The sequence below is a fragment of the Mesorhizobium sp. CCNWLY176 genome (assembly GCF_037153935.1).
Taxonomy (GTDB): domain Bacteria; phylum Pseudomonadota; class Alphaproteobacteria; order Rhizobiales; family Rhizobiaceae; genus Mesorhizobium_M; species Mesorhizobium_M zhangyense.
On the sequence record NZ_JBBBDZ010000006.1, the window covers coordinates 127,109 to 146,636 of the forward strand.

The 19,528-nt window shown below is 63.8% G+C and carries 18 protein-coding genes; 4 read left to right on the forward strand and 14 right to left on the reverse strand.

Features of this window, described 5'->3' with window-relative positions; all coding sequences use genetic code 11:
- Window positions 1-2 precede the first annotated feature (2 nt).
- From WBQ96_RS12345 to WBQ96_RS12370, 6 genes are all read right to left on the reverse strand, one after another.
- A complete protein-coding gene (locus WBQ96_RS12345; RefSeq protein ID WP_165120136.1) occupies window positions 3-1,079 on the reverse strand; it encodes an imelysin family protein in 1,077 nt (358 codons plus the stop codon).
- Complete coding sequence (locus WBQ96_RS12350; RefSeq protein ID WP_246245876.1) at window positions 1,079-2,608, reverse strand: di-heme oxidoreductase family protein; 1,530 nt, start codon at window positions 2,606-2,608, stop codon at window positions 1,079-1,081. Before WBQ96_RS12350 ends, WBQ96_RS12345 begins: the two co-directional genes overlap by 1 nt.
- Before the next feature lie 73 nt (window positions 2,609-2,681).
- Entirely contained in the window at window positions 2,682-3,167 is a 486-nt protein-coding gene (bfr, locus tag WBQ96_RS12355) for a bacterioferritin (protein ID WP_165120138.1), read from the reverse strand.
- Window positions 3,133-3,444 (reverse strand): (2Fe-2S)-binding protein, encoded by a 312-nt coding sequence (locus tag WBQ96_RS12360; RefSeq protein ID WP_165120139.1) that lies wholly within the window; start codon window positions 3,442-3,444, stop codon window positions 3,133-3,135. Before WBQ96_RS12360 ends, bfr begins: the two co-directional genes overlap by 35 nt.
- A gap of 125 nt (window positions 3,445-3,569) precedes the next feature.
- Entirely contained in the window at window positions 3,570-4,874 is a 1,305-nt protein-coding gene (locus WBQ96_RS12365) for an imelysin family protein (protein WP_442920824.1), read from the reverse strand.
- A gap of 10 nt (window positions 4,875-4,884) precedes the next feature.
- Entirely contained in the window at window positions 4,885-5,394 is a 510-nt protein-coding gene (locus tag WBQ96_RS12370) for a hypothetical protein (RefSeq protein ID WP_336550535.1), read from the reverse strand.
- Between the two features lie 407 nt (window positions 5,395-5,801).
- On the opposite strand from WBQ96_RS12370, the gene WBQ96_RS12375 reads away from it, so the two are divergent.
- Window positions 5,802-7,049, forward strand: coding sequence for an NAD(P)/FAD-dependent oxidoreductase (locus WBQ96_RS12375; protein WP_336550534.1), 1,248 nt, complete (start codon window positions 5,802-5,804; stop codon window positions 7,047-7,049).
- 23 nt (window positions 7,050-7,072) lie between these two features.
- Window positions 7,073-7,807, forward strand: a complete 735-nt coding sequence (locus WBQ96_RS12380; RefSeq protein ID WP_336550533.1) for an MBL fold metallo-hydrolase — start codon at window positions 7,073-7,075, stop codon at window positions 7,805-7,807.
- Between the two features lie 263 nt (window positions 7,808-8,070).
- Here WBQ96_RS12380 and WBQ96_RS12385 read toward each other — a convergent pair whose 3' ends face one another.
- Window positions 8,071-9,519 (reverse strand): aldehyde dehydrogenase family protein, encoded by a 1,449-nt coding sequence (locus tag WBQ96_RS12385; RefSeq protein ID WP_336550532.1) that lies wholly within the window; start codon window positions 9,517-9,519, stop codon window positions 8,071-8,073.
- 304 nt (window positions 9,520-9,823) lie between these two features.
- On the opposite strand from WBQ96_RS12385, the gene WBQ96_RS12390 reads away from it, so the two are divergent.
- Entirely contained in the window at window positions 9,824-11,068 is a 1,245-nt protein-coding gene (locus WBQ96_RS12390; protein ID WP_336550531.1) for a TCR/Tet family MFS transporter, read from the forward strand.
- Between the two features lie 211 nt (window positions 11,069-11,279).
- Entirely contained in the window at window positions 11,280-11,636 is a 357-nt protein-coding gene (locus WBQ96_RS12395; RefSeq protein WP_091911700.1) for a septal ring lytic transglycosylase RlpA family protein, read from the forward strand.
- On the opposite strand, the gene WBQ96_RS12400 is transcribed toward WBQ96_RS12395, so the two are convergent.
- The 7 genes from WBQ96_RS12400 to WBQ96_RS12430 form a co-directional block, all read right to left on the reverse strand.
- On the reverse strand, window positions 11,606-12,685 hold the full coding sequence (locus tag WBQ96_RS12400; protein ID WP_336550529.1) for a D-alanine:D-lactate ligase-like protein: 1,080 nt from the start codon (window positions 12,683-12,685) through the stop codon (window positions 11,606-11,608). The two genes, WBQ96_RS12395 and WBQ96_RS12400, sit on opposite strands and share 31 nt — an antisense overlap.
- Before the next feature lie 131 nt (window positions 12,686-12,816).
- Entirely contained in the window at window positions 12,817-14,787 is a 1,971-nt protein-coding gene (locus WBQ96_RS12405) for a beta-galactosidase (RefSeq protein WP_336550527.1), read from the reverse strand.
- 15 nt (window positions 14,788-14,802) lie between these two features.
- Entirely contained in the window at window positions 14,803-15,681 is an 879-nt protein-coding gene (locus WBQ96_RS12410; RefSeq protein ID WP_336550525.1) for an SMP-30/gluconolactonase/LRE family protein, read from the reverse strand.
- Complete coding sequence (locus WBQ96_RS12415; RefSeq protein ID WP_336550523.1) at window positions 15,674-16,312, reverse strand: 2-dehydro-3-deoxy-6-phosphogalactonate aldolase; 639 nt, start codon at window positions 16,310-16,312, stop codon at window positions 15,674-15,676. The genes WBQ96_RS12410 and WBQ96_RS12415 overlap by 8 nt, the downstream gene beginning before the upstream one ends.
- Window positions 16,309-17,250, reverse strand: coding sequence for a 2-dehydro-3-deoxygalactonokinase (locus WBQ96_RS12420; protein WP_336550522.1), 942 nt, complete (start codon window positions 17,248-17,250; stop codon window positions 16,309-16,311). Before WBQ96_RS12420 ends, WBQ96_RS12415 begins: the two co-directional genes overlap by 4 nt.
- A complete protein-coding gene (locus WBQ96_RS12425) occupies window positions 17,250-18,017 on the reverse strand; it encodes an SDR family NAD(P)-dependent oxidoreductase (RefSeq protein WP_336550520.1) in 768 nt (255 codons plus the stop codon). The genes WBQ96_RS12420 and WBQ96_RS12425 overlap by 1 nt, the downstream gene beginning before the upstream one ends.
- A gap of 120 nt (window positions 18,018-18,137) precedes the next feature.
- Complete coding sequence (locus tag WBQ96_RS12430; protein ID WP_336550641.1) at window positions 18,138-19,481, reverse strand: putative bifunctional diguanylate cyclase/phosphodiesterase; 1,344 nt, start codon at window positions 19,479-19,481, stop codon at window positions 18,138-18,140.
- Window positions 19,482-19,528: the final 47 nt, after the last annotated feature.

Below are 19,528 nucleotides of genomic sequence, written 5' to 3' on the forward strand. Positions count from 1 at the left end.
GGTCAGTCCCCGTCGAGCGAAGAGAAACCCGAGGTCAGGCCGAGTTCGCCGGCGAGCCGCTTGCCGAAAAGTTCGCTCAGGCTCGATGTCACGACGCTGAAGTAGGAGAGCCTGCCGCGCCGCTGCGGATCGGCCAGCACCTCGGTCAGCGGACCTTCCGAGCCCGCTGCTGCCCTTGCTGCATTGGCGAATTCGAAGTTGATGGAATTTTCGATCCAGCGCATCTCATCGGAAAGCGCATCGCCAAGACCGGAGATTTCGAACAGCGCTTTCATGCCAGCCAGATTGCCGGCGACCGAATCGACCGTCTTTTCCGAGCGCCAGAACAGCGCCTGTTTCGGCTTGTCCTCCGCCGCCGTCATCTTGCCGAGAAAGCCGCCCAGCCGCACGTCGCGGTCCATCTCCAGCCCGGTGACGAAGACGTCGAACAGTTCGCCGACCGCCTCGTCATTGTTGCGGTAGAGCGGGTTGTTCGCGCCCGGCTTCGCCCATGTGCCGGCAAAGCCGTCAGGCGCATTCCAGGCCTGCTCGAGCTCGCTGGCCATCGTATCGAGATTGATCGCGATCGACGCACCGAAGCTGCAGCGATAGGCGCCGTCGGTGCCGGCAAGCGTGTCCGCGTCGGTGCCGAACAGCACGAATTCCAGCGCGCCGAGGCCCTGCATGGCGACGCTCTTGGCCGCCAACTGGGCCGGATCGGCAGCGGTCTCGTCCTTGGACTGGATCGCCGCCTGAACCTGCTTCAGGCCGATGCTCTTGCGGTCCGGCCAGAACAGGATGCGGTCAAGCCGGTTCTGCTCCGTTACGGGACCGAACCGGATGATTTCTGCCTTCGACCAGGCATCGACGGTGCCGCCGAACGCCTTTCGCGCCGTGGCGAGCGCGGCGCCGGAAGGTGCGGAGCACAACGCCTTGACATCGGTCGAGAGCTGCGACGTCGCCTGATGGAAGCCGTGATAGGCAGGCCGCACGAAACCGTCGATGACCTTGCCGACGATCTTCGGCGCGTCGAGTTCCGCGGCATAAGCGGCGGACTGGCCCAGCACGAAAAATGCAGCGGCAACCAAAACCCTGAACATCACAGCGACTCCAGAAATTTCACCAGCGCATCGCGCTCGGTTTTCGACAGCGCGGCAAAGCGATCGCGCGCAACCTGCCCCTCGCCGCCATGCCACAGGATCGCCTCGACCAGATTGCGGGCGCGCCCGTCATGCAGGAAGAAGGTGTGGCCGTTGACGCGCTTGGTCAGGCCGATGCCCCACAGCGGCGCGGTGCGCCATTCGTTGCCCGTCGCGTCGCCCACCTGCTGTCCGTCGGCCAGCCCGTCACCCATGTCGTGCAGCAGAAGGTCGGTATAGGGCCATATCAGCTGGAAGGACTGCGCCTTGTTGGGCGCATCGCGGCGGGTGACGAATTTCGGGGTGTGGCAGGACGCGCAGCCGCTTTCGTAAAACACCTTCTTGCCGGCCAGCACGTCGGCCTTGCCGACATCGCGGCGGGCCGGCACGGCGAGGTTCTGCGAATAGAAGGTGACGAGGTCGAGGATCGGGTCGGGCGCCTCGGTGTCGCCCAGCCGCTCCTGCACGCCGTTCGGCATGGCGAGGCATTTTTCCTGCGCCTTGGTGCAATCGCCCCAATGGTTCGGCACGTCCGGGTTGGAGATGCCGATGTCACCGGCAAAGGCTTCCGCCGACTGGCGGCGGATGGACGGCGTCGACGCCTTCCAACCGAAGCGGCCGAGCGTCAGCTCACCGGTCTTGTGGTCGCGCACGATCGAGGCTTTGCCGGAGATGCCGTCGCCGTCCTTGTCGTCGGGGTCGGCGCGGGCGAGGATATCGGCAGGGTGGATCTGCTCGAGCAGGCCGAGGCCGATCATCTGGGGCGTGACGCGCGGCGACAGCGTGACGCGCGGGTCGATCGGCCCTTGCGCCAGATTGGTCACCGAATAGGTCGGCTTGCGCAGCGAAACGACCGTGCCGTCGGCCAGCGTCACCGGCTGCTCCTCATAGGAGATCGCCATCTTGCCTTCGCCGGCAAGACCCGGAACGGCAAGATCCTGCAACTGCCCGCCATAGGTAGGATCGGGGAAATTCAGCGCCGTCTTGTGCGCGATGGCCGCCTTTTCCTCGTCGGTCTCGGCCTGACGCGCAAGGCGCAGGAACATCGATGTTGCGTCTGGGTTGCCTTCCGGCGGATGGCCACGACCGTCCTTCAGGTGGCAGCTCTGGCAGGCGCGGGCATTGAACAACGGTCCGAGCCCGTCGGACGCCTGCGTCGATGACGGCGACGACACCCACAGCTTGCGAAACAGCGCATTGCCGAGCTTGAAGGTGCCTTCTTCCTCGAAGGTGATGTTGGCGGAAAACTGCGAGAACGCATCCTGGTTGACGCGCTTGCGCGACGTGCCGGCGCCGCCCTGCATCTGCTCGAATTCTTCCGGCTTGGAAAAATCGCCCGTCGGCTTGGTGATCGCCTCGACGCGGCCGAGGTCTTTGGTGTCGAGATCGGTGCGCGTGGTGGCAAGGCCGGCGGGTTCGGTTTCGCCGGCATGAGCGGGAGCCGCAATGAGAACTGCGGCAATTCCGCAAAAAAACCCGCGGCGCAGCATGGCGGTCACGCAGGTAGCGATCGCAGGCAGGACGCGGCGCGTCAAATTGTAGGCGCGCCGCATGGTCTCATGCCTATTCCGCGTCGTCCGCCGACGCTGCGTTCAGCTGGCCGTACTTCTGTTCGCCGATCTTGGCGAGAAGGTCGAGCTGCGTCTCGAGGAAGTCGATGTGACCTTCCTCATCCGTCAGCAGCTGCTCGAATATCTTCATGGTCACGTAGTCGCCTATGTCCTGGCAGATTTCGCGGGACTTCTTGTAGGACGTCCGCGCGTCATATTCGCCGGCAAGATCCGATTCCAGCACTTCCTTGACGTTCTGCCCGATGCGCAGCGGCGCAACCGACTGAAGGTTCGGATGGCCCTCGAGGAAGATGATGCGCTCGATGATCTTGTCGGCGTGGTGCATTTCCTCGATCGATTCCTCGCGTTCCTTCTTCGCGAGCTTCTTGTAACCCCAGTCGTCGAGCAGGCGGTAGTGCAGCCAGTACTGGTTGACGGCGCCCAGCTCCAGAAAAAGCGCCTCGTTAAGCCGCTCGATGACCTGTTTTTCGCCCTTCATGGCTCCTGCTCCCAAATTGGCCGCGCAGACCTCGCACGCGGTCCAGGTGTGAAACGATGTCCATTTCGTTCGCCTCCGAACGGGAATGGTAGTGTTCGGTGACCCGAATGATCGTTTCCACCACATTTGGGAAGCAGCCGCAACAGCGTCCGCGCTTTTGCAGAGAATGATAGACCTTCGCCGGCACGATGAGGTGCCAGGGGTTTTCATCCAGAAGGGCGATGATCGCCTCCTCGATCTCCTTCTCGGTAATCAGGTTACAATGGCATACAAGCATGCTTTGCTCTGGTGGCTGACGGCGGCTTGGCGCCGTTTGGCTGTTGAACTTTCTTCCGTTTGACCATGATCTTTCCCAAAAACCGGCTTCGGCTTTGCTGGATCATCGCCGGGACCCCGCAGGGCTTACTTGAACACCTTGTCGGGCGAATCGAGGCTGTCCGAGCCTTCGAACGCGATCGAATCGAGCTTGAGCACGGCAACCGCGCGCTCGATCGACTTGGTCTGATCGACCAGCGCGTCGATGGCCTTCTGCACGCGGGCATTGCCCTCGGTGTTGCCTTCGCCGATCTGCTGGTCATAGGCCTCGCCGCCTTCGGCTGCCTTGGCGATGGCTTCCATGTCGGCCACGGTCACGTCCAGCTTGGCCGAAAGCTCCGCATCCACGGCCGGATCGGCAGCCTTCACCAGCGCCTGAACCGAGGGGCCTTCGACGACCGTGCCGTCGATGCGCTTGTACTTGCCGAAATAGGCGTCGCGGATGCCGACGGCGTCATAGAGATGCGAGATATGGGTGTTGTCGGAGAAGCAGTCATGCTCCTCTTCCGGGTCGTGCAGCAACAGGCCGAGCTTCATGCGCTCGCCGGCCAGTTCGCCGTAGGAGAGCGAACCCATGCCGGTGAGGATGACCGAGATGCCGGCATTGGCCTGTCCATCGACAAGCGTCTTGCGGGCTTCGCCGTCCGGACCCCAGTTGCCGACCATCTCTTCAAGGTCGCTGACCAGCAGTTTTGCGGCCGACGACAGGTACTGCGCGCGGCGGTCGCAATTGCCGCCGGTGCAATTGGCGGTGTCGTAGTCGGTGTAGGGGCGGTTGCCGGCGCCGGGGCCGGTGCCGTTCAGGTCCTGGCCCCAGAGCAGGAATTCGATGGCGTGATAGCCGGTGGCGACGTTGGCCTCGATGTCGCCGGCTTCCTGCAGTTTGCCCGACAGGAATTCCGGGGTGAGGTTGGTGGCGTCCACCTTCTGGCCGTTGATCTCGATTTCCTTGTTGGCGATCACATTGGCCGTGTAGAGCGTGTTCTCGTCCGACTCGGTGCCGTAGCTCTTGTCGACATAGTCGATCAGCCCTTCGTCCAGCGGCCAGGAGTTCACGCGGCCTTCCCAGTCATCGACGATCGGGTTGCCGAAGCGGTAGACCTCGGTCTGCTGGTAGGGGATGCGCGCAGCCTTCCACGCGGTGCGGGCAGCTTCCAGCGTCTCGGCCGAAGGCTTGGCGATGAGCGCGGAAACCGCCTCGTCGAGCGCCTTGGCCGTGGTCAGCGAATCCTCGTATTTGGCAAGCCCGATATCGGCATAGCTGGCAACGACAGCCTTGGCGTCGGTTTCTGCCTTGGCCGGCAGGACGAAGACCGCCGCCGTAAGCGCCGCCGTTGCCGCGATTGCCGCCAGTCGCCCGCTTTTGCGCGTCGTCACCATTGTGGCTTTCATGTCATTCTCCTCAGTGAACGGTGGCGCGGGGCGCGGCACGCGACAGGACGTCTTCGATTGCGCCTTGCGGAATGGGCAGAAGGAATTGCTGCAAGCCCGACAGTATTTCGGCAAAGCTTGCCGCCGCCTCGCCGATCGGCCCGTGCAGTGGCGTACACGCCATTGCACCGAGACAGGCGCGCGCGGCGCCGTCATCGTTGTGCTGGATGGCAGCAATAAGGCCGAGCGTCATGCATTCGTCGCGGCAGATATGGTGGGCGCCGAAGGGAAAGCTGCGCAGCGGGCAGGCAGCGCATTGCCGCAGCGTGCGCACATAATGCGAAAGCTCGCCGAGCGCGCGACGGCCTTCGACGCCGCCGAGAAGCTCGGTATAGAGCGTGAAGGTAAGCTCCCAGGGCGCTACCGAGCCGGTCTCGAAGCCGGCCATCCAGCGGCGATAGCCCTCAAGCACAAGCTTTTCGGGAACGCGCTCGAAATAGCAGCCGTCATGTGCGTCGAAATCGGGAATCCTCAACGACATCAGCAAGTTCTCATGCTGAACGACGCGGGCTGCGGGCGAGCCGCACCGGGGCGCGGACAAAAAGAAACAGACACCAAAGTCCTCCAATCGAACGGGTTCAAGGCCCAAACATCAAAGGGATATGCCACCATCGGCACGGTGCCATAAAACGCCGGAGTGCAGAAAAGTCAACAGATTTTCATCGAAAACGACTATAAATCAATAACTTAGAACTATTCTAAACTAGAAGCATCAAGTTTATCGCACCGCTTGTATTCTTCCGGGGAACGCAACTGGTCCAAGTGGTCGTGGAGCGGAATGCTTGACACCGCCATATTCCAGGTGCGACCCAGAAGCCGCTTTCCCGGTCGGTTCGGGACGGATTGGGGGCGTGGCGCAAGCCTATTCTGTATCCGGAACCAAGATTCATGAAAAACGGCGTTGTCATTGTCGGTGCGGGTCATGGCGGAGTGCAGGCGGCAGCCAGCCTGCGCGACGAAGGCTATGACGGGCCGGTGACGTTGATCGGCGACGAAAACGAATTGCCGTATCACAAGCCGCCTCTGTCCAAGACCTTCATCAAGGACGAGCAGGCCCAGCCGCAGGTGCTGCGTGCCGAAATCTTCTACGCCAATGGCAGGATCGATCTCAGGCTCGGCAAGAGCGTCGAGCGGATCGACCTTGCGGCCAAGCGCCTCGATCTTGCCGGCGGCGAAAAGATCGCCTTCGACCATGCGATCCTGGCGACCGGCTCGCGACCGCGCATCCTGAAGCTCAACGGCTCGGACCTCGGCGGCGTGCTGTCGCTGCGCTCCATTGCCGATGCCCGCGCCATCCGCGAACGCAGCGCCGGTGTCGAGGATGTCGCCGTTCTCGGCGGCGGCTTCATCGGCCTTGAGATCGCAGCCACACTGGCGCTCGGCGGACGGCGCGTCACCGTGGTCGAAGCACAGGACCGGCTGCTTGGCCGTGCCGTGGCCCCGGCAATCTCGGCGCATGTGCGCCAGCGGCTGGAAGCCTCCGGCATCCGCATCCTGACCAACACCACCATCGACCGGCTTGAAGGTGACAACGGCCATGTCAGCGCCGCCGTCACCTCCGCCGGCGAGCGTCTGCCGGCGCGCATGGTCGTCGTCGGTGTCGGCGTCGTGCCCAATGTCGAACTCGCCGACGCCGCAGGCATCGCCACTGCAAACGGCATTCGTGTCGACGGCCAGCTGCGCTCGTCGCAGCCCGAAATCCTCGCCATCGGCGATGCTGCCAGCTACCGCCACTGGTTTTCCCGCAGTGATGTGCGGCTGGAATCGGTGCAGAACGCCACCGACCATGCAAGGCTCGCCGCCCGCACCATCACCGGCCATTCGGACCCTTACCGGAGCGTGCCGTGGTTCTGGTCGGATATCGGCGACATGAAGCTGCAGATGGTCGGACTGGCCTCGGCCAGCGACCGCAATCTCGTCGTCGGCGATCTGGCCGACAACAAGTTCTCGGTCTACCATTATGCCGGCGACCAGCTGATCGCGATCGAGTCGGTCAACCGGGCGGGCGACCATATGCTCGGACGCAAGATGCTCGGCGCAGGCTTCTCGCCGAATGCCGAGACGGTCGCCGCCGGAGCCGATGCCCTGAAAGCCGCCTTCACCGAAGCGCAGAAGGAAGCGCAGGCCACCATCTGAATTTCAACGGTCGCGGGGCTGAAATGGAACTTGCACCGGCAGGACAGTGGTTCAGGAAGACCGTGGTCGACAGCGCCGTCACGCGCTTCGAAGAGCCTTTCGTCCATCCCTATTTCGCCGCCAATATCTGGCTCGTCAGGGGCAGGGACGCCGACCTGCTGGTCGATGCCGGCATGGGCCTGCGGCCGCTCAAACCCGCGCTCGACCTGACGCCCGGCAAGCCGGTCCTGGCGCTGGCAACCCACATCCATCTCGATCATGTCGGCGCGCTCTGCGAGTTCGAGCACCGCCTCGGCCCGGCCGAGTCGGCTGCGGCCTTCGCCACCATGCCGGACGCGCTGACCTACGCGCACGAATTCCGCCATCTGGAAGATGCCGTCAGTGCGCTGCCGTCGCTGGGCTGGACGCCCGCCGACTACCAACTGACGCCCGCACCGCTCACCCGCATCCTCACCGAAGGCGACGTGATCGATCTCGGCGACCGCTCTTTCACCGTGCTGGAGCTTCCCGGTCACTCGCCCGACGGCATCGGCCTCATCGACGAGAAAAGCGGCCTGTTCTTCGGCGGCGACGCCATCTATGACGACCAGCTTCTCGACGACATGCCCAACTCCGACCGCGCCGTCTATCGCCAGACGATGGAGCGCCTGAAAACGCTGCCGGTCAGCATCGGCCACGGCGGGCATGGGCCGAGTTTTGACAGCCGGCGCATGCGCGAGATTATCGAGGCGTATTTGCGGCGGGGTGGAGAAGGGTAGGTTTTTTCGGCGGACTGCGGTGTGGTGATAAGCCCCCTCTCCGTCTCGGCTTCGCCGAGCCACCTCTCCCCGCAAGCGGGGCGAGGAACCGGCACCCGTAGAGGCCGAGACATTCCAGGACTTGGGTTCCTCGCCCCCGCAAGGCGGGGGAGAGGTGGCGCGCGAAGCGCGACGGAGAGGGGAACACCCTAACCACCTTCGCAGCCCCAAAGAAAAATGCCCCGCAAAAACGGGGCATTTCCAATGTCATCCAACCAACGCAATCAGGTTTCCTGAGCGCCCCAGCCGGAAACGGCCTTGACCTCGAGAAAGTCCTCGAGACCCCATTTGCCGCCTTCCCGGCCGAGGCCCGACTGCTTGTAGCCGCCGAACGGGCTGCCCGAGCCGCGCGAGGCGCCGTTGATCTGCACCATGCCGGCGCGCAGGCGGCGCGCGACGCGATGGGCCTTTTCCTCGTCACCGGTCTGGATGTAGCTCGACAGGCCATAGGGCGTGTCGTTGGCGATGGCGATGGCGTCTTCCTCGCTGTCGAAGGGGATCATCGTCAGCACCGGGCCGAACACTTCTTCCTGGGCGATGCGCATGTCGTTCGACACGTCGGCAAAGACGGTCGGGCGCACGAAATAGCCGCGGTTGAAACCTTCCGGACGACCGAGGCCGCCGGCGACAAGCCGCGCGCCTTCCTTGATGCCGACATCGATCAGGCCCTGGATCTTGTCGAACTGCGCTTCCGAGACGACCGGGCCGATATGATCGCCGTCGTCGGTCGGGTTGCCGACCTTGGCGTTCTTGGCAAAGTCGGCCGCGACTTCGACGGCGCGGTCATAGACCGAGCGCTCGACCAGCATGCGGGTCGGCGCGTTGCAGGACTGGCCGGTGTTTTCGAAGCAATGGGCAAGGCCGCGATGCACGGCAGCCTGGAGGTCGCTGTCGGCGAAGACGATGTTGGGCGACTTGCCGCCGAGTTCCAGCGTCACTCGCTTGACCGTCTCGGCCGCAGCCTTGGTGACGGCGATGCCGGCGCGGGTGGAGCCGGTGAATGACATCATGTCGATGCCGGGATGGCGCGACATCGCCTCGCCCACCGTCGGGCCGTCGCCATTGACCATGTTGAAGACGCCGGCGGGGAAGCCTGCTTCCTCCATCATCTCGGCAAAAACGATCGACGACATCGGCGCGATTTCCGATGGCTTCAGCACCACGGTGCAACCGGCGGCGATGGCCGGCACGACCTTCAGCGTCACCTGGTTCATCGGCCAGTTCCACGGCGTGATCAGGCCGCAGACGCCGATCGGCTCATGGACGATGCGGTCGTTGGGGGCGACATCGCTCAGCCGGTGCTCGAAGTCGAAATTCTTCAGCGTGCGGATGAAGCTCTTGATGTGGCTGACGCCGACGGCTGCCTGGGATTCGGTCGCGAGCTTGATCGGCGCGCCCATTTCCGAGGAGATGGCGCCGGCCATGTCGGGCAAGCGCTTCTTGTAGGCTTCGAGCAGCCTTTCCAGATATTCGACGCGCTCTTCGCGGCTGGTGCGGCTCCAACTGTCGAACGCCTTGCGCGCAGCGGCGACGGCCTTGTCGACATCGGCCGAAGAACCGAGCGATATGACGGCAAAGGCCTGCTCGTCGGCCGGGTTGATGACCTCCAGTTCCCTGGGCGCGACCGGAGCCGTCCATTTTCCATCGATGAAGAAATCTGTCTTGCGCAGCATCTTTTATCTCCTTTGGTGACGGCTGTTGAGGTCGACGACGCAAGCATCGTTGCGGCGCTCGCGACCTGCTCTTTAGCTAAAGACGCATAAAGCAAGGTTCAAATGGCGTGGCTATCACAGACCTCGCCGTGGCGCTCAAGAGTCCCGCCTGTGGCCCAATGGTTTCGGCCACAAAGCACAATCGTCGCGCGTTTCCTGCAACAGCTTCAACCAAACTGCCACATCCTGTCAGGACATTTTCCCCTGCGGGATGGCCGAGAATTGAAGCGCCCCCTATAAATCCGCTCCCAATCGAGCAACCATCATGACAGTCCTCTCCGGCTCGCGCCGCCAGGCGGCAATCGCCTTCATTCTCGTCACCGCGGTGCTCGACATCGTGGCGATGGGCATCATCATTCCGGTGCTGCCCTCGCTGATCGAGGAATTCGTCGGTTCGAATGCCGAGGCCGGATGGATCAACGGCGTCTTCGTGGCGCTATGGGCCGGCATGCAGTTCGTCGCCTCGCCGATCATCGGCTCGCTGTCGGATCGCTACGGCCGGCGGCCGGTGATCCTGCTCTCCACCGTTGGGCTCGCCGCCGACTACGTGCTGATGGCGGTCGCGCCAAACCTGTGGTGGCTGGCGCTCGGCCGCATCATCGCCGGCATCACCTCGTCGAGCTTCACCACGGTCTTCGCCTATATGGCCGACATCACAGCACCGGAGGAGCGCGCCCGCGGCTATGGCCTGATCGGCGCAGCCTTCAGCGCCGGCTTCGTCGCCGGCCCCCTGCTCGGCGGCGTGCTAGGCGAGATTTCGCCGCGCGCGCCCTTCTGGTTCGCAGCCGGCATGAGCGGCATCGCCTTCCTCTACGGCCTGTTCGTCTTGCCGGAATCGCTTGTCCCGGCCAAGCGCATGCAGTTCTCCTGGAAACGCGCCAATCCCTTCGGCGCGATGATGCTGCTGCGCTCGCATACCGAACTGCTGGGGCTGGCCTTCGTGACCTTCCTGCTGCACTTCGCCCACCACGTCTTTTCCGCCGTCTTCGTGCTCTATGCCGCCTATCGCTATGGCTGGCACGCCTGGGAGGTCGGCGTGCTGCTGGCGATGGTCGGCGTGCTCGACATGATCGTGCAGGGCGCGCTCGTCGGCCCGGCGGTCAAGCGCTTCGGCGACCGCGCCACCATGGTCTTCGGCCTGTTCGGCGGCGCCGTCGGCATCGCCTGCATGGGGCTGGCGCCGACCGGCCTGCTGTTCACGCTGGCGATGTTCCCGAATGCGCTGTGGGGCCTTACCATGCCGACGCTGCAATCGCTGATGACGCGGCGTGTTTCGGAGTCGGAACAAGGCCAGCTCCAGGGTGCCAATATGAGCGTCGCCAGCATCGCCGGCGTCGCCTCGCCGCTGTTCTTCGGCGCTGTCTATGCCCTCACCTTGCGCGACGGCTCCTGGCTGCCCTATCCCGGCGCGTCCTTCCTGATTGCAGCGGCGGTGCTTTTGTGCGCGGCGATTTTGGGCTGGGCGGTGGCGCGGCAGGCAGGTCGGCGGGAAGAGGAAGCATTGTCCTGAAAGGGCAGTCGGCCAGTCAACAAGCTTAAGATAAGGTTATCGGAAATCAGGCCAGATCAGCAAAATCGCGCCTGAAATCCTGACAATATATTACCTCAGGACTCTAAAGTTGTTCCTCCGTCACAAAGCTGCCGGAGGTTTGCCGCATTTGCTGCCACATTTGGCTCCTACCGGCTCAGGGCATGTCCAACCTTGGAGCCCTCCCCGAAAGATGAAGATCACTAGAACCGCGATCTGCGCGGTAACGATGACGGCCGGCCTGATGGTCGCCGCTTCCGCCGGAACCGCCTCGGCCCAGTGCGGCCGCGCTTCCTGGTACGCCCTCACCTCCAAGACCGCATCCGGTGAGCGCATGAACCCCTCCGCCATGACCGCCGCGCATCGCAGCCTGCCCTTCGGCACCAAGCTGCGCGTCACCAACAAGAACAATGGCCGCAGCGTCATCGTGCGCATCAACGATCGCGGACCGTTCATCAAGGGCCGCGTGCTCGACGTCTCCAAGGCCGCAGCGAGGAGCCTCGGCTTCATCGGCTCGGGTCACACCGCTGTTTGTATGGCCAAGGCCTGAAACCGGCTCGCCGCAGTCGCGGCGATCGCCTCGGCCAGTTCGAGCCCCCACTGCGCCCTGCAATAGGCGCGGAAATCGAAACAAGGCAGGCCGGGGCAGACTTCGAATTCGATGAGGTGGACGGTGTCGTCCACTTCCACGCGAAAATCCATCGAGAACACATCGCGCAGGCCGAGCGCCTGCATCAGCTGCGTGGCGATCAGGCGAATGCGCTGCGCCGCAACCGGCTGGCTTGCCACAACCGGCACCAGTTCCGGCTCGGCATAGCTGCCTGCGACCCTCGCTTCCGCGCCGGTCTCGCCATAGAGCGCGAGGCTGTCTTCCATGGTCTGGAAATCGCCGCCTGAATCGACGAAGAAAATGCCCAGCGCCTCTGCACCTGCATCGGGTGTCAGCCCGAGAAAGCTCAGCCGCACATTGCGGCCCGCAACATAGGGCTGGACGATCACATCGTCGCGGTAGGCGGCAAAGACGCGGCGGCTGAGTTCCAGCGCATGGCCGGCAGTCTCGCAGCGCGAGTCGGCATAAATGCCGATCTTGGCGCCCAGGCGGTTCGGCTTGACGAAATAGCCCGAAGCCGAGGCCGGCGGTTCGACCAGCCAGCGCCCGTCGCGCGCCAGCCCTGCCTGCGGCACCGGCATGTCGAGCGCTGCAAGCACCGCGCCGGATCGGAACTTGTCCTGGCAGAGCGCAAACAGCGAATCGTCCGAGCCGAGCGTCGGCAGGCCGTTCAACCGCGCCAGAGCGGGGCCAGCACTGCCACGGAAATAGGCGACGCCGTCGCTGATCGTCCACACCAGCGTGTTTTTGGGATCGCGCCCGGCAAGTGCCGTCGCCGCATCGTCCAATGCAACGGGTTCGAAGCGCAGGCCGCGTCGGACGCAAGCCGCTTCCATCGCACCGAATTCCGGCGCGATATCGGTCGACTGCGCCAGATAAGACGAAATCTCCGCCGCCCGCGCGGTCGGAAACCCGTCGGCCACCAGCCGGTCGAAGCAGGCCTTTTCGGGCTCGTAGATGAAGATCAGCGTCGGCGTCTGGTCGGGCATTTTTGGAGTGGTCCCTGCAGGATGTGTGCCGCCCGAGAATCGCACCGCCCCGGAAAACGGCTTGCGCGAAATCGACCTCAGCGGGGCGCTGGCGTGACAGTGGGTGTGACGACGATGTTGAAGCGCCGCACCTACTCGCGCCTGAACACCGCCACGCCGTATGGCTCCAGCAATTCACTGCCAAGCAGCAGCGATTTCCCGTCCGTCCACTGGCTTATATCGACCGGCTCCGGGCCGTAATTGAAGATGTAGCGCATCGGGCCGTTGTCGCGGATGCGGATGTCGCGCGGCAGGCGCTGGATGGCGATGCCGGCCTTGCCGCACAGATATTCAACCACGCGCGCGGCATAGGCGGCGTTGGGCTGGCCGGCGAGATAGTGGAAGGCGCCGCCGCCGTCGCAGCACAAGGCAATCTCGTGGTCCTGCGTCCTGTCGATGACGCACACGCCCTCGCCGGCGACGATGAACTCGCGCCAGGTCTCGAAGGCCGAGACATTGGCAGGCTCCTCGATGGCAATCGCGAAAGGCGGTTCGAACGTTTCCGAGCGCCTGACCTTTACCGGAATGCAACTTTGCAGGCCCTCGCCCGGCGGCAGCGTATCTGGAATGCGGAAGTCGGGTGTGCGCGACCCGGTTCGCGGGCCGGCAAGCACGATCTGGCCATCGGTCCCGAGGGCTGCGGCAAGTTCTCCCAACACCGAGAACAGACCGGGCAGGAGAACGAGCCTGTAGCCTTGCACCGCGTCGGGCCGTGCCGGCACGATATCGACGGAAATGCCGAGGGCGCGCAGGGCACGGTAGAAAAGCAGGATCAGGCGCCCGTAGGAAAAGGATTTTCCTTGCGGCTGGATCGACCAGGCCCAGGCGCTTTCATAGTCGAAGACGATAGCGACCTGTGCCGACGTCGTCTCGACTTTGGCGTCCAGATTTTCCAGCTCGCGCGAAACCGCGCGCACGACATGAAAGGCTTCGTTGGGCGTCGCATCCGGCAGCAGCAGACCCTCATGCATCTGCTCCTGCCCGAAGGGCGCCTGGCGCCAGCGGAAATAGCTGACCACCTCGGCACCGGCCGCAAAGGCCTCCCACGCCCACAGGCGAATGGCTCCCGGCGCAGGCGCGGGATTGTGGGCCGCCCAGTTCACCGGGCCAGGCTGCTGCTCCATGACCCACCAGCGGCCACGCCCGCAGGCACGATAGAGATCGTGGTTGAAGGCCTGGAAATCGAGATCGCCGACGCGCATGTAGCGCTGCCTGCGCTCTGGATCGGAGCTGTTTTCGAGAAAGCCGAGCGGATAGGAATCCCACGAAGCGGCATCGAGATCGGCACACAGGGCAAAATGGTCGAAGCCGGTGAAGCCGCCCATGAAATTGTGCAGGATCGTGCGGCCCGGCGAGTGCTTTCTGATGATGTCGGTCTGGAGCCGGTTGAAGGCCACCACCTGTTCCGACGCATAGCGCCGGAAATCCAGCCGGTGCGCCGGAGCCGCTTCGGTGACGGCGAGATTGGGCAGTTCGATCTCGTCGAAGGAACGATATTCCATCGACCAGAACACGGTGCCCCACGCCCGGTTCAGCGCCTGCGGCGACTGGTATTTTCGCGACAGCCAGTCGCGAAAGCCGGCAAGGGCTGTGCTGGAATAGCTGAGCACCGTATCGTGGCAGCCATATTCATTGTCGGTCTGCCAGGCGACGATGCCGGGATGAGCGCCGAAGCGCTCGGCAAGTGCGGTGACGATGCGGGCGCATTCGGCGCGGTAGGGAAGATGGCTGAAGCAGTAGTGCCGGCGCGAACCAAAGCCGCGAACGCGGCCTTCGGCATCGACCGCCAGCATATCGGGCATGGAATCGACCAGCCATTTGGGCGGCGTCGCTGTCGGCGTGCCGAGCACGATGCCCAGGCCCTCGCCGTGCAATGTCTCGATGGCGCGCCGGAGCCAGTCGAAATCGTAGCGGCCGGGTTCCGGTTCGAGCCGCGACCAGGCAAATTCGCCGATGCGCACAAGGCCGATGCCGGCTTCGCGCATCATGCGCGCGTCGATCGCCCAGCGCTCCTCCGGCCAGTGTTCGGGATAGTAGCAGACGCCGAGTTTCTGGACGGTCATCGGCGCAATCCCTTATCAGATCAGGACGCGCGGCTCGAAACGGCCTTTCACCGGCAGGTCCAGCAGCAAGGTCTTGCCGGCCGTCGGGTCGGCCTTTCGCGCCGCCGCATCCATGCCCTCCTGAGCGGTGGTGACGGCAAGGCGGTCCGCATTCGCGCCGACAAAGGCCGGGCAGGAAGGCTGCAGCGCACCGACCTCGATGGTGCGGGTGCGCTTGCCGTCAGGCGAATAGGCATCGACGCAGGCAGCGCCCCAGCGGGCGTTCCACAGCACGCCCTCGGCGTCGACCACGGAGCCGTCGAGATCGCCCTTCTTGCGGCCATGGTCGAAGAACACCTTGGGGTCGCCGACCGGCAGGCCGGTCTCGGGATCGCAGCCGACGCGGTAGAGAATGTTCTCCTTGCTGTCGGTGTAATAGGCGGTTGCCCCGTCCGGCGAAAAGCAGATCGAATTCGGGATCGAAATGTCGGGAAACAGTTTTCGGAATTCGCCCTTGAAGAACCAGTAGATCGAGCCGGCCTTGCGCTCGGCCTTTTTGCCCATCGTGCTGACCCAGAACGCGCCGCATGGGTGGACGCGCGAATCATTGGAGCGGGTCGACGGATCGTCCGCCTCGATGGCGAAATGCGGCGTGACCGCACCGGTCCGGACGTCGCGGATGTTCAGCCCGGTTTCGGTCATCAGCAGTTGATGACCGTCATTGATGACAGCCAGCGCGCTCGTCATCTCCGGCAGGTCGTGGACAATCGTCTCGCCGCCGGCGACGCGCTTCTCGAGCAGCTTCTTGCCCAGAATATCGAACCAGAACAGCGTGTCGGTGGCCGGGTCGTAGGTCGGGCCTTCACCGAGATGGCAGACATGATCGGACAGGATCGAGACGCCGGTTTCATCCATCGAGCTTTCCTCCGAAAACGGCATCATAGGCGCTGACGGCCGCATGCGCACGGCCGCGAACGTCTGCCACAATCATGCCCGGCTTGAACAGGCTCGAGCCGAGCCCGAAGGTGCGGACGCCAACCTTGGCGTAGCCGGCGAAATCCACCTCCGAAACACCGCCGACGACACCGACGACGGTCTGGGCCGGGAGGACGGCCTTGATGGCCGCTATGCCGCCGGGCCCGAGCACGCTTGCCGGGAAGAATTTCAGCGCCGACGCGCCAAGGCTTATCGCCTGGAAGGCTTCGGTCGGGGTGAATATGCCGGGCATGGTGACCATCCCATGGTGGTTGGCGCGGTTCATGACGGCCGCATCAATGTTGGGGCTGACCAGAAGCCGCCCGCCGGCATCATGCAGCCGGTCGACATCCTGTGGCGTCAGCACCGTGCCGGCGCCGATCAATGCCTTCGGCAATTTCACAACCAGGCTTTCGATGGAGGTGAAAGGCTCCGGCGAATTGAGCGGCACTTCGATGGCCTCGATGCCGGCTTCGAAAATCGCGCTGCCGATATCGACCGCCTCTTGCGGCTTCAAGCCGCGAAGGATGGCTACAAGGCCGCGCCGGAGTTCTGGAAATGGTGTCGTCATGCCTGCGTTCCGATGCTGCCAATCATGCCATTATGCCTTGCCGCTGCAAACAGGCCGGCGCGTACCACCGCATCGCCATCGACGGTGCGGACCTCGCGGCCAGCCATGTGCAAGGCCGCTTCATAGAGCTTCGCCAGGCTGCTCGACGCAACCAGCGTAACCGGACCGCCTACCCCGGCAAAGCGCCTTCCTGCCGAGGCGATCTCAGCGCCGATCAGCAGGCCGGAAAGGGCTGCCGCCGCATCGGGCGGCGACAGGTCGAGAAGCAAACTCGACGCGCGGATGCGAAACAGATGCGCGCCGATATCGCCGCTCTCCGACAGCGCATTTGCGCACCAGTGCCGGAAGGTCGCGTTGTCCGGCGAAACGGAAGCCGGGCTTTCGCCGAGCGAGTGCCGAAGAATCGACTGGCGCGACAGCAGCGAAAACAACTCGCCAGTCAGCCAGCTGCCGAAACCGGAGACGGTGCCGTCGTTGGTTTCGACCCATTTCGAATGGGTGCCCGGCATGCAGACGAGATGATTTCCAGACGACAGCTCTGCGATGCCGGCAAGCTGGGTCTCCTCGCCGCGCATGACATCCGGCGCACTTTCATCGCGCTGCGCAATGCCCGGAATGATGCGGACATCGCGGCGCGCGCCGGGTGCGGCTACCGCACCGGCGAGAATGTCGCCGATGGAAGCCGGGACGAAAACATAGGGCGCCTCGATCCAGCCCTGACGCGAGCCGGCCATGCCGCAGATGATCACTGAGAGCGTTGCCGGCGCGCCCATCGCTTCGAGATGGCTTTCAAGTACGTCTGAAAAGCCGCCCGGCTTTACTGCCAACAGTCCCTCGGCGCTGCGCCGCTCGGCAAGCGCATTGCCATCGGCATCCAGAAGCCAGACGCGCAGATGCGATGTGCCCCAATCGGCTGCGGCGATTGCCGGGTTTGGCATTACAGATAACCTCCGTCGACGATCAATGTTTGTGCGGTCAGCATGCGGGAAGCGTCCGAGGCCAGGAACAGGCAGGTGCCGACCATATCCTCGGGCTGCATGATCTGCTTGATGCTCTGCTTGGCGACATGGGCGGCGAGCGCTTCATCGGTCACCCACAATTCGCGCTGACGCTCTGTGATGACCCAACCGGGAGCCACCGCGTTGACGCGGATGTTATGCCGGCCGAGATGGCCGGCAAGCCCCTTGGTCAAGCCGATAATGCCCGCCTTGGCCGCCGTGTAGGACGGCATGTCGGGATGATTGATGAGGAACGAGGTCGAGGTGAAATTGATGATCGAGCCACCGCCCGCCGCCTTCATGCCCGGCACGACAGCCTGCGCGCTGAAGAAATGCGGGCGCAGATTGATCGACTGGTTGTTGTCCCAGTAGTCGACCGTGACATCCTCGACGGCGTGACGCTCGTCAAAGGCTGCGTTGTTGATCAGGGTCGTAACCGGGCCGTGCGCCTCGATTGCCTGCGCTACGGCGGCGCGCAGGGCGTCGATGTCACGCAGATCGGCCTTGATGAACAAGGGTCGAATGCCGGCGCTCTTTTCGACATGCTCGCACAGCACCGTGCTTGCCGCTTCGGCGATATCGACAAAGGCCACCTTGGCGCCCTGACGCGCAAATCCCTCGGTCAGCGCCGCACCTATGCCGGAGCCACCGCCGGTGATCAGGACAGACGTTCCCTGAAGATCGGTAAACTGCGCGGATGGCATCATGGCATCTCCCCCTCGACCTCTCCCGGTCGGCGTATGGAATGCACCAAGAGACGGCGAAGGCCAAGAGGAGAATTCTATGCCTGCAGAACGCTACGGGCTTGGGTGCTACATCTGTGACGTTTAAGCACCGACCCGCCGCGCACCGCGAAAGGCATCGCGCAGATAGCCGAGCGTGGCGTCGGCATCTGCCGGCTTGCCGAACAGATAGCCTTGCCCGCCGCCACAGCCGAATTCGATGAGACGACTGGCCTGCGCCTCCTGCTCGATGCCTTCGGCCACCACATCCATGCCCAGCCCCTCGCACATGGCGAGTATGGCGCGGATGATGTGTTCGGACGGCCTGTCCTCCAGTATCGAGGACACGAAAGCACGGTCGATCTTGAGCTTGTCGAACTGGAACTCGCGCAGGCGGCCGAGCGAGGATTGGCCGGTACCGAAATCATCGAGCGAGACGCGGATGCCGCAACGGCGCAGATCGTTGACGATCTTCTCGGCGGAAGCCGGGTCCGTCATCAGGCCGGTCTCGGTGATCTCGATCTCGAGGCGGCGCGGATCGAAGCCGGTTCGTTCCAGAATGGCCAGTATGTGCAGGCCGGTGTTCTGGTCGACAAGCTGCGACGGCGACAGGTTGAATGACAGGAACAGCTCTTCGGGCCAGTTGCGGGCGGCTTCGGTGGCCTTGCGCAGGACCAGCTGCGACAGCGGGCCGATGATGCCGCGCTCTTCGGCGATCGGAATGAAGACGACCGGCGAGACGAAACCGAGATCACGGTCGGTCCAGCGGGCGAGCGTTTCGAAACCGACGACGCGCCGCGTCTTCAGGTCGACGATCGGCTGGAAATGCGGCTCAACTTCGCCAGCGGAAACGGCGCGGCGCAGTGCCTGCTCGATGCGGGTGACGCGTTTGGCCGCCTCTTCCATTTCACGCGTATAGACGACGACGCGGCCCCGGCCAGAGCGCTTGGCGTGATAGAGCGCGGTCTCGGCCTTGTTGACCAGTATCTCGGTCGTCTCGTCGCCCGAATAGAAAAGCGAGCAGCCGACCGAGGCCGACAGCCTGGCGGTCCGCTCGCCGACATCGTAGGGCGCCGAAAGAACCTCGATCAGCATCCTCGCCCTTTCGGCGGCGGCGTCCTCCGAAAACACCATGGGATAGAGGAACGCGAACTCGTCAGCGCCGATGCGCGTGACCGCCGAATGCCCGTCCATGGCGGCACGCAGGCGCATGCCGACCTGGATGAGGATATCGTCGCCGGCCTTGTGGCCGAAAAGATCGTTGATCGGCTTGAACCCGTCCAGATCGATGATGCCTACCGTAAAAGGCGCAGGGTCGTCAGCGCGGTCGCTGATGAGCCTGTCGACCTTGTCGAAAAAACGCCGGTGATTGCCGAGCCCGGTCAAAGGGTCGGTAAAGGCAAGATCGGTGTTCTCCCTGGTCTCGTCAAAGCCGAACGACGGCTGCATCATGGTCCCCGCAGTCTTTTCGTGATTTGCGCGCAACAATGCCAGCA

Excerpts from the sequence above, each read along its gene's own strand:
- WBQ96_RS12370 (WP_336550535.1), bottom strand. The coding sequence starts at position 5,394 with ATGTCGTTGAGGATTCCCGATTTCGACGCACATGACGGCTGCTATTTC.
- WBQ96_RS12410 (WP_336550525.1), bottom strand. The coding sequence starts at position 15,681 with ATGGATGAAACCGGCGTCTCGATCCTGTCCGATCATGTCTGCCATCTC.
- WBQ96_RS12360 (WP_165120139.1), bottom strand. The coding sequence starts at position 3,444 with ATGCTTGTATGCCATTGTAACCTGATTACCGAGAAGGAGATCGAGGAG.
- bfr (WP_165120138.1), bottom strand. The coding sequence starts at position 3,167 with ATGAAGGGCGAAAAACAGGTCATCGAGCGGCTTAACGAGGCGCTTTTT.
- WBQ96_RS12345 (WP_165120136.1), bottom strand. The coding sequence starts at position 1,079 with ATGTTCAGGGTTTTGGTTGCCGCTGCATTTTTCGTGCTGGGCCAGTCC.
- WBQ96_RS12420 (WP_336550522.1), bottom strand. The coding sequence starts at position 17,250 with ATGCCAAACCCGGCAATCGCCGCAGCCGATTGGGGCACATCGCATCTG.
- WBQ96_RS12415 (WP_336550523.1), bottom strand. The coding sequence starts at position 16,312 with ATGACGACACCATTTCCAGAACTCCGGCGCGGCCTTGTAGCCATCCTT.
- WBQ96_RS12380 (WP_336550533.1), top strand. The coding sequence starts at position 7,073 with ATGGAACTTGCACCGGCAGGACAGTGGTTCAGGAAGACCGTGGTCGAC.
- WBQ96_RS12350 (WP_246245876.1), bottom strand. The coding sequence starts at position 2,608 with ATGCTGCGCCGCGGGTTTTTTTGCGGAATTGCCGCAGTTCTCATTGCG.
- WBQ96_RS12390 (WP_336550531.1), top strand. The coding sequence starts at position 9,824 with ATGACAGTCCTCTCCGGCTCGCGCCGCCAGGCGGCAATCGCCTTCATT.
- WBQ96_RS12395 (WP_091911700.1), top strand. The coding sequence starts at position 11,280 with ATGAAGATCACTAGAACCGCGATCTGCGCGGTAACGATGACGGCCGGC.
- WBQ96_RS12385 (WP_336550532.1), bottom strand. The coding sequence starts at position 9,519 with ATGCTGCGCAAGACAGATTTCTTCATCGATGGAAAATGGACGGCTCCG.
- WBQ96_RS12430 (WP_336550641.1), bottom strand. The coding sequence starts at position 19,481 with ATGCAGCCGTCGTTCGGCTTTGACGAGACCAGGGAGAACACCGATCTT.
- WBQ96_RS12405 (WP_336550527.1), bottom strand. The coding sequence starts at position 14,787 with ATGACCGTCCAGAAACTCGGCGTCTGCTACTATCCCGAACACTGGCCG.
- WBQ96_RS12375 (WP_336550534.1), top strand. The coding sequence starts at position 5,802 with ATGAAAAACGGCGTTGTCATTGTCGGTGCGGGTCATGGCGGAGTGCAG.
- WBQ96_RS12400 (WP_336550529.1), bottom strand. The coding sequence starts at position 12,685 with ATGCCCGACCAGACGCCGACGCTGATCTTCATCTACGAGCCCGAAAAG.
- WBQ96_RS12365 (WP_442920824.1), bottom strand. The coding sequence starts at position 4,874 with ATGAAAGCCACAATGGTGACGACGCGCAAAAGCGGGCGACTGGCGGCA.
- WBQ96_RS12425 (WP_336550520.1), bottom strand. The coding sequence starts at position 18,017 with ATGATGCCATCCGCGCAGTTTACCGATCTTCAGGGAACGTCTGTCCTG.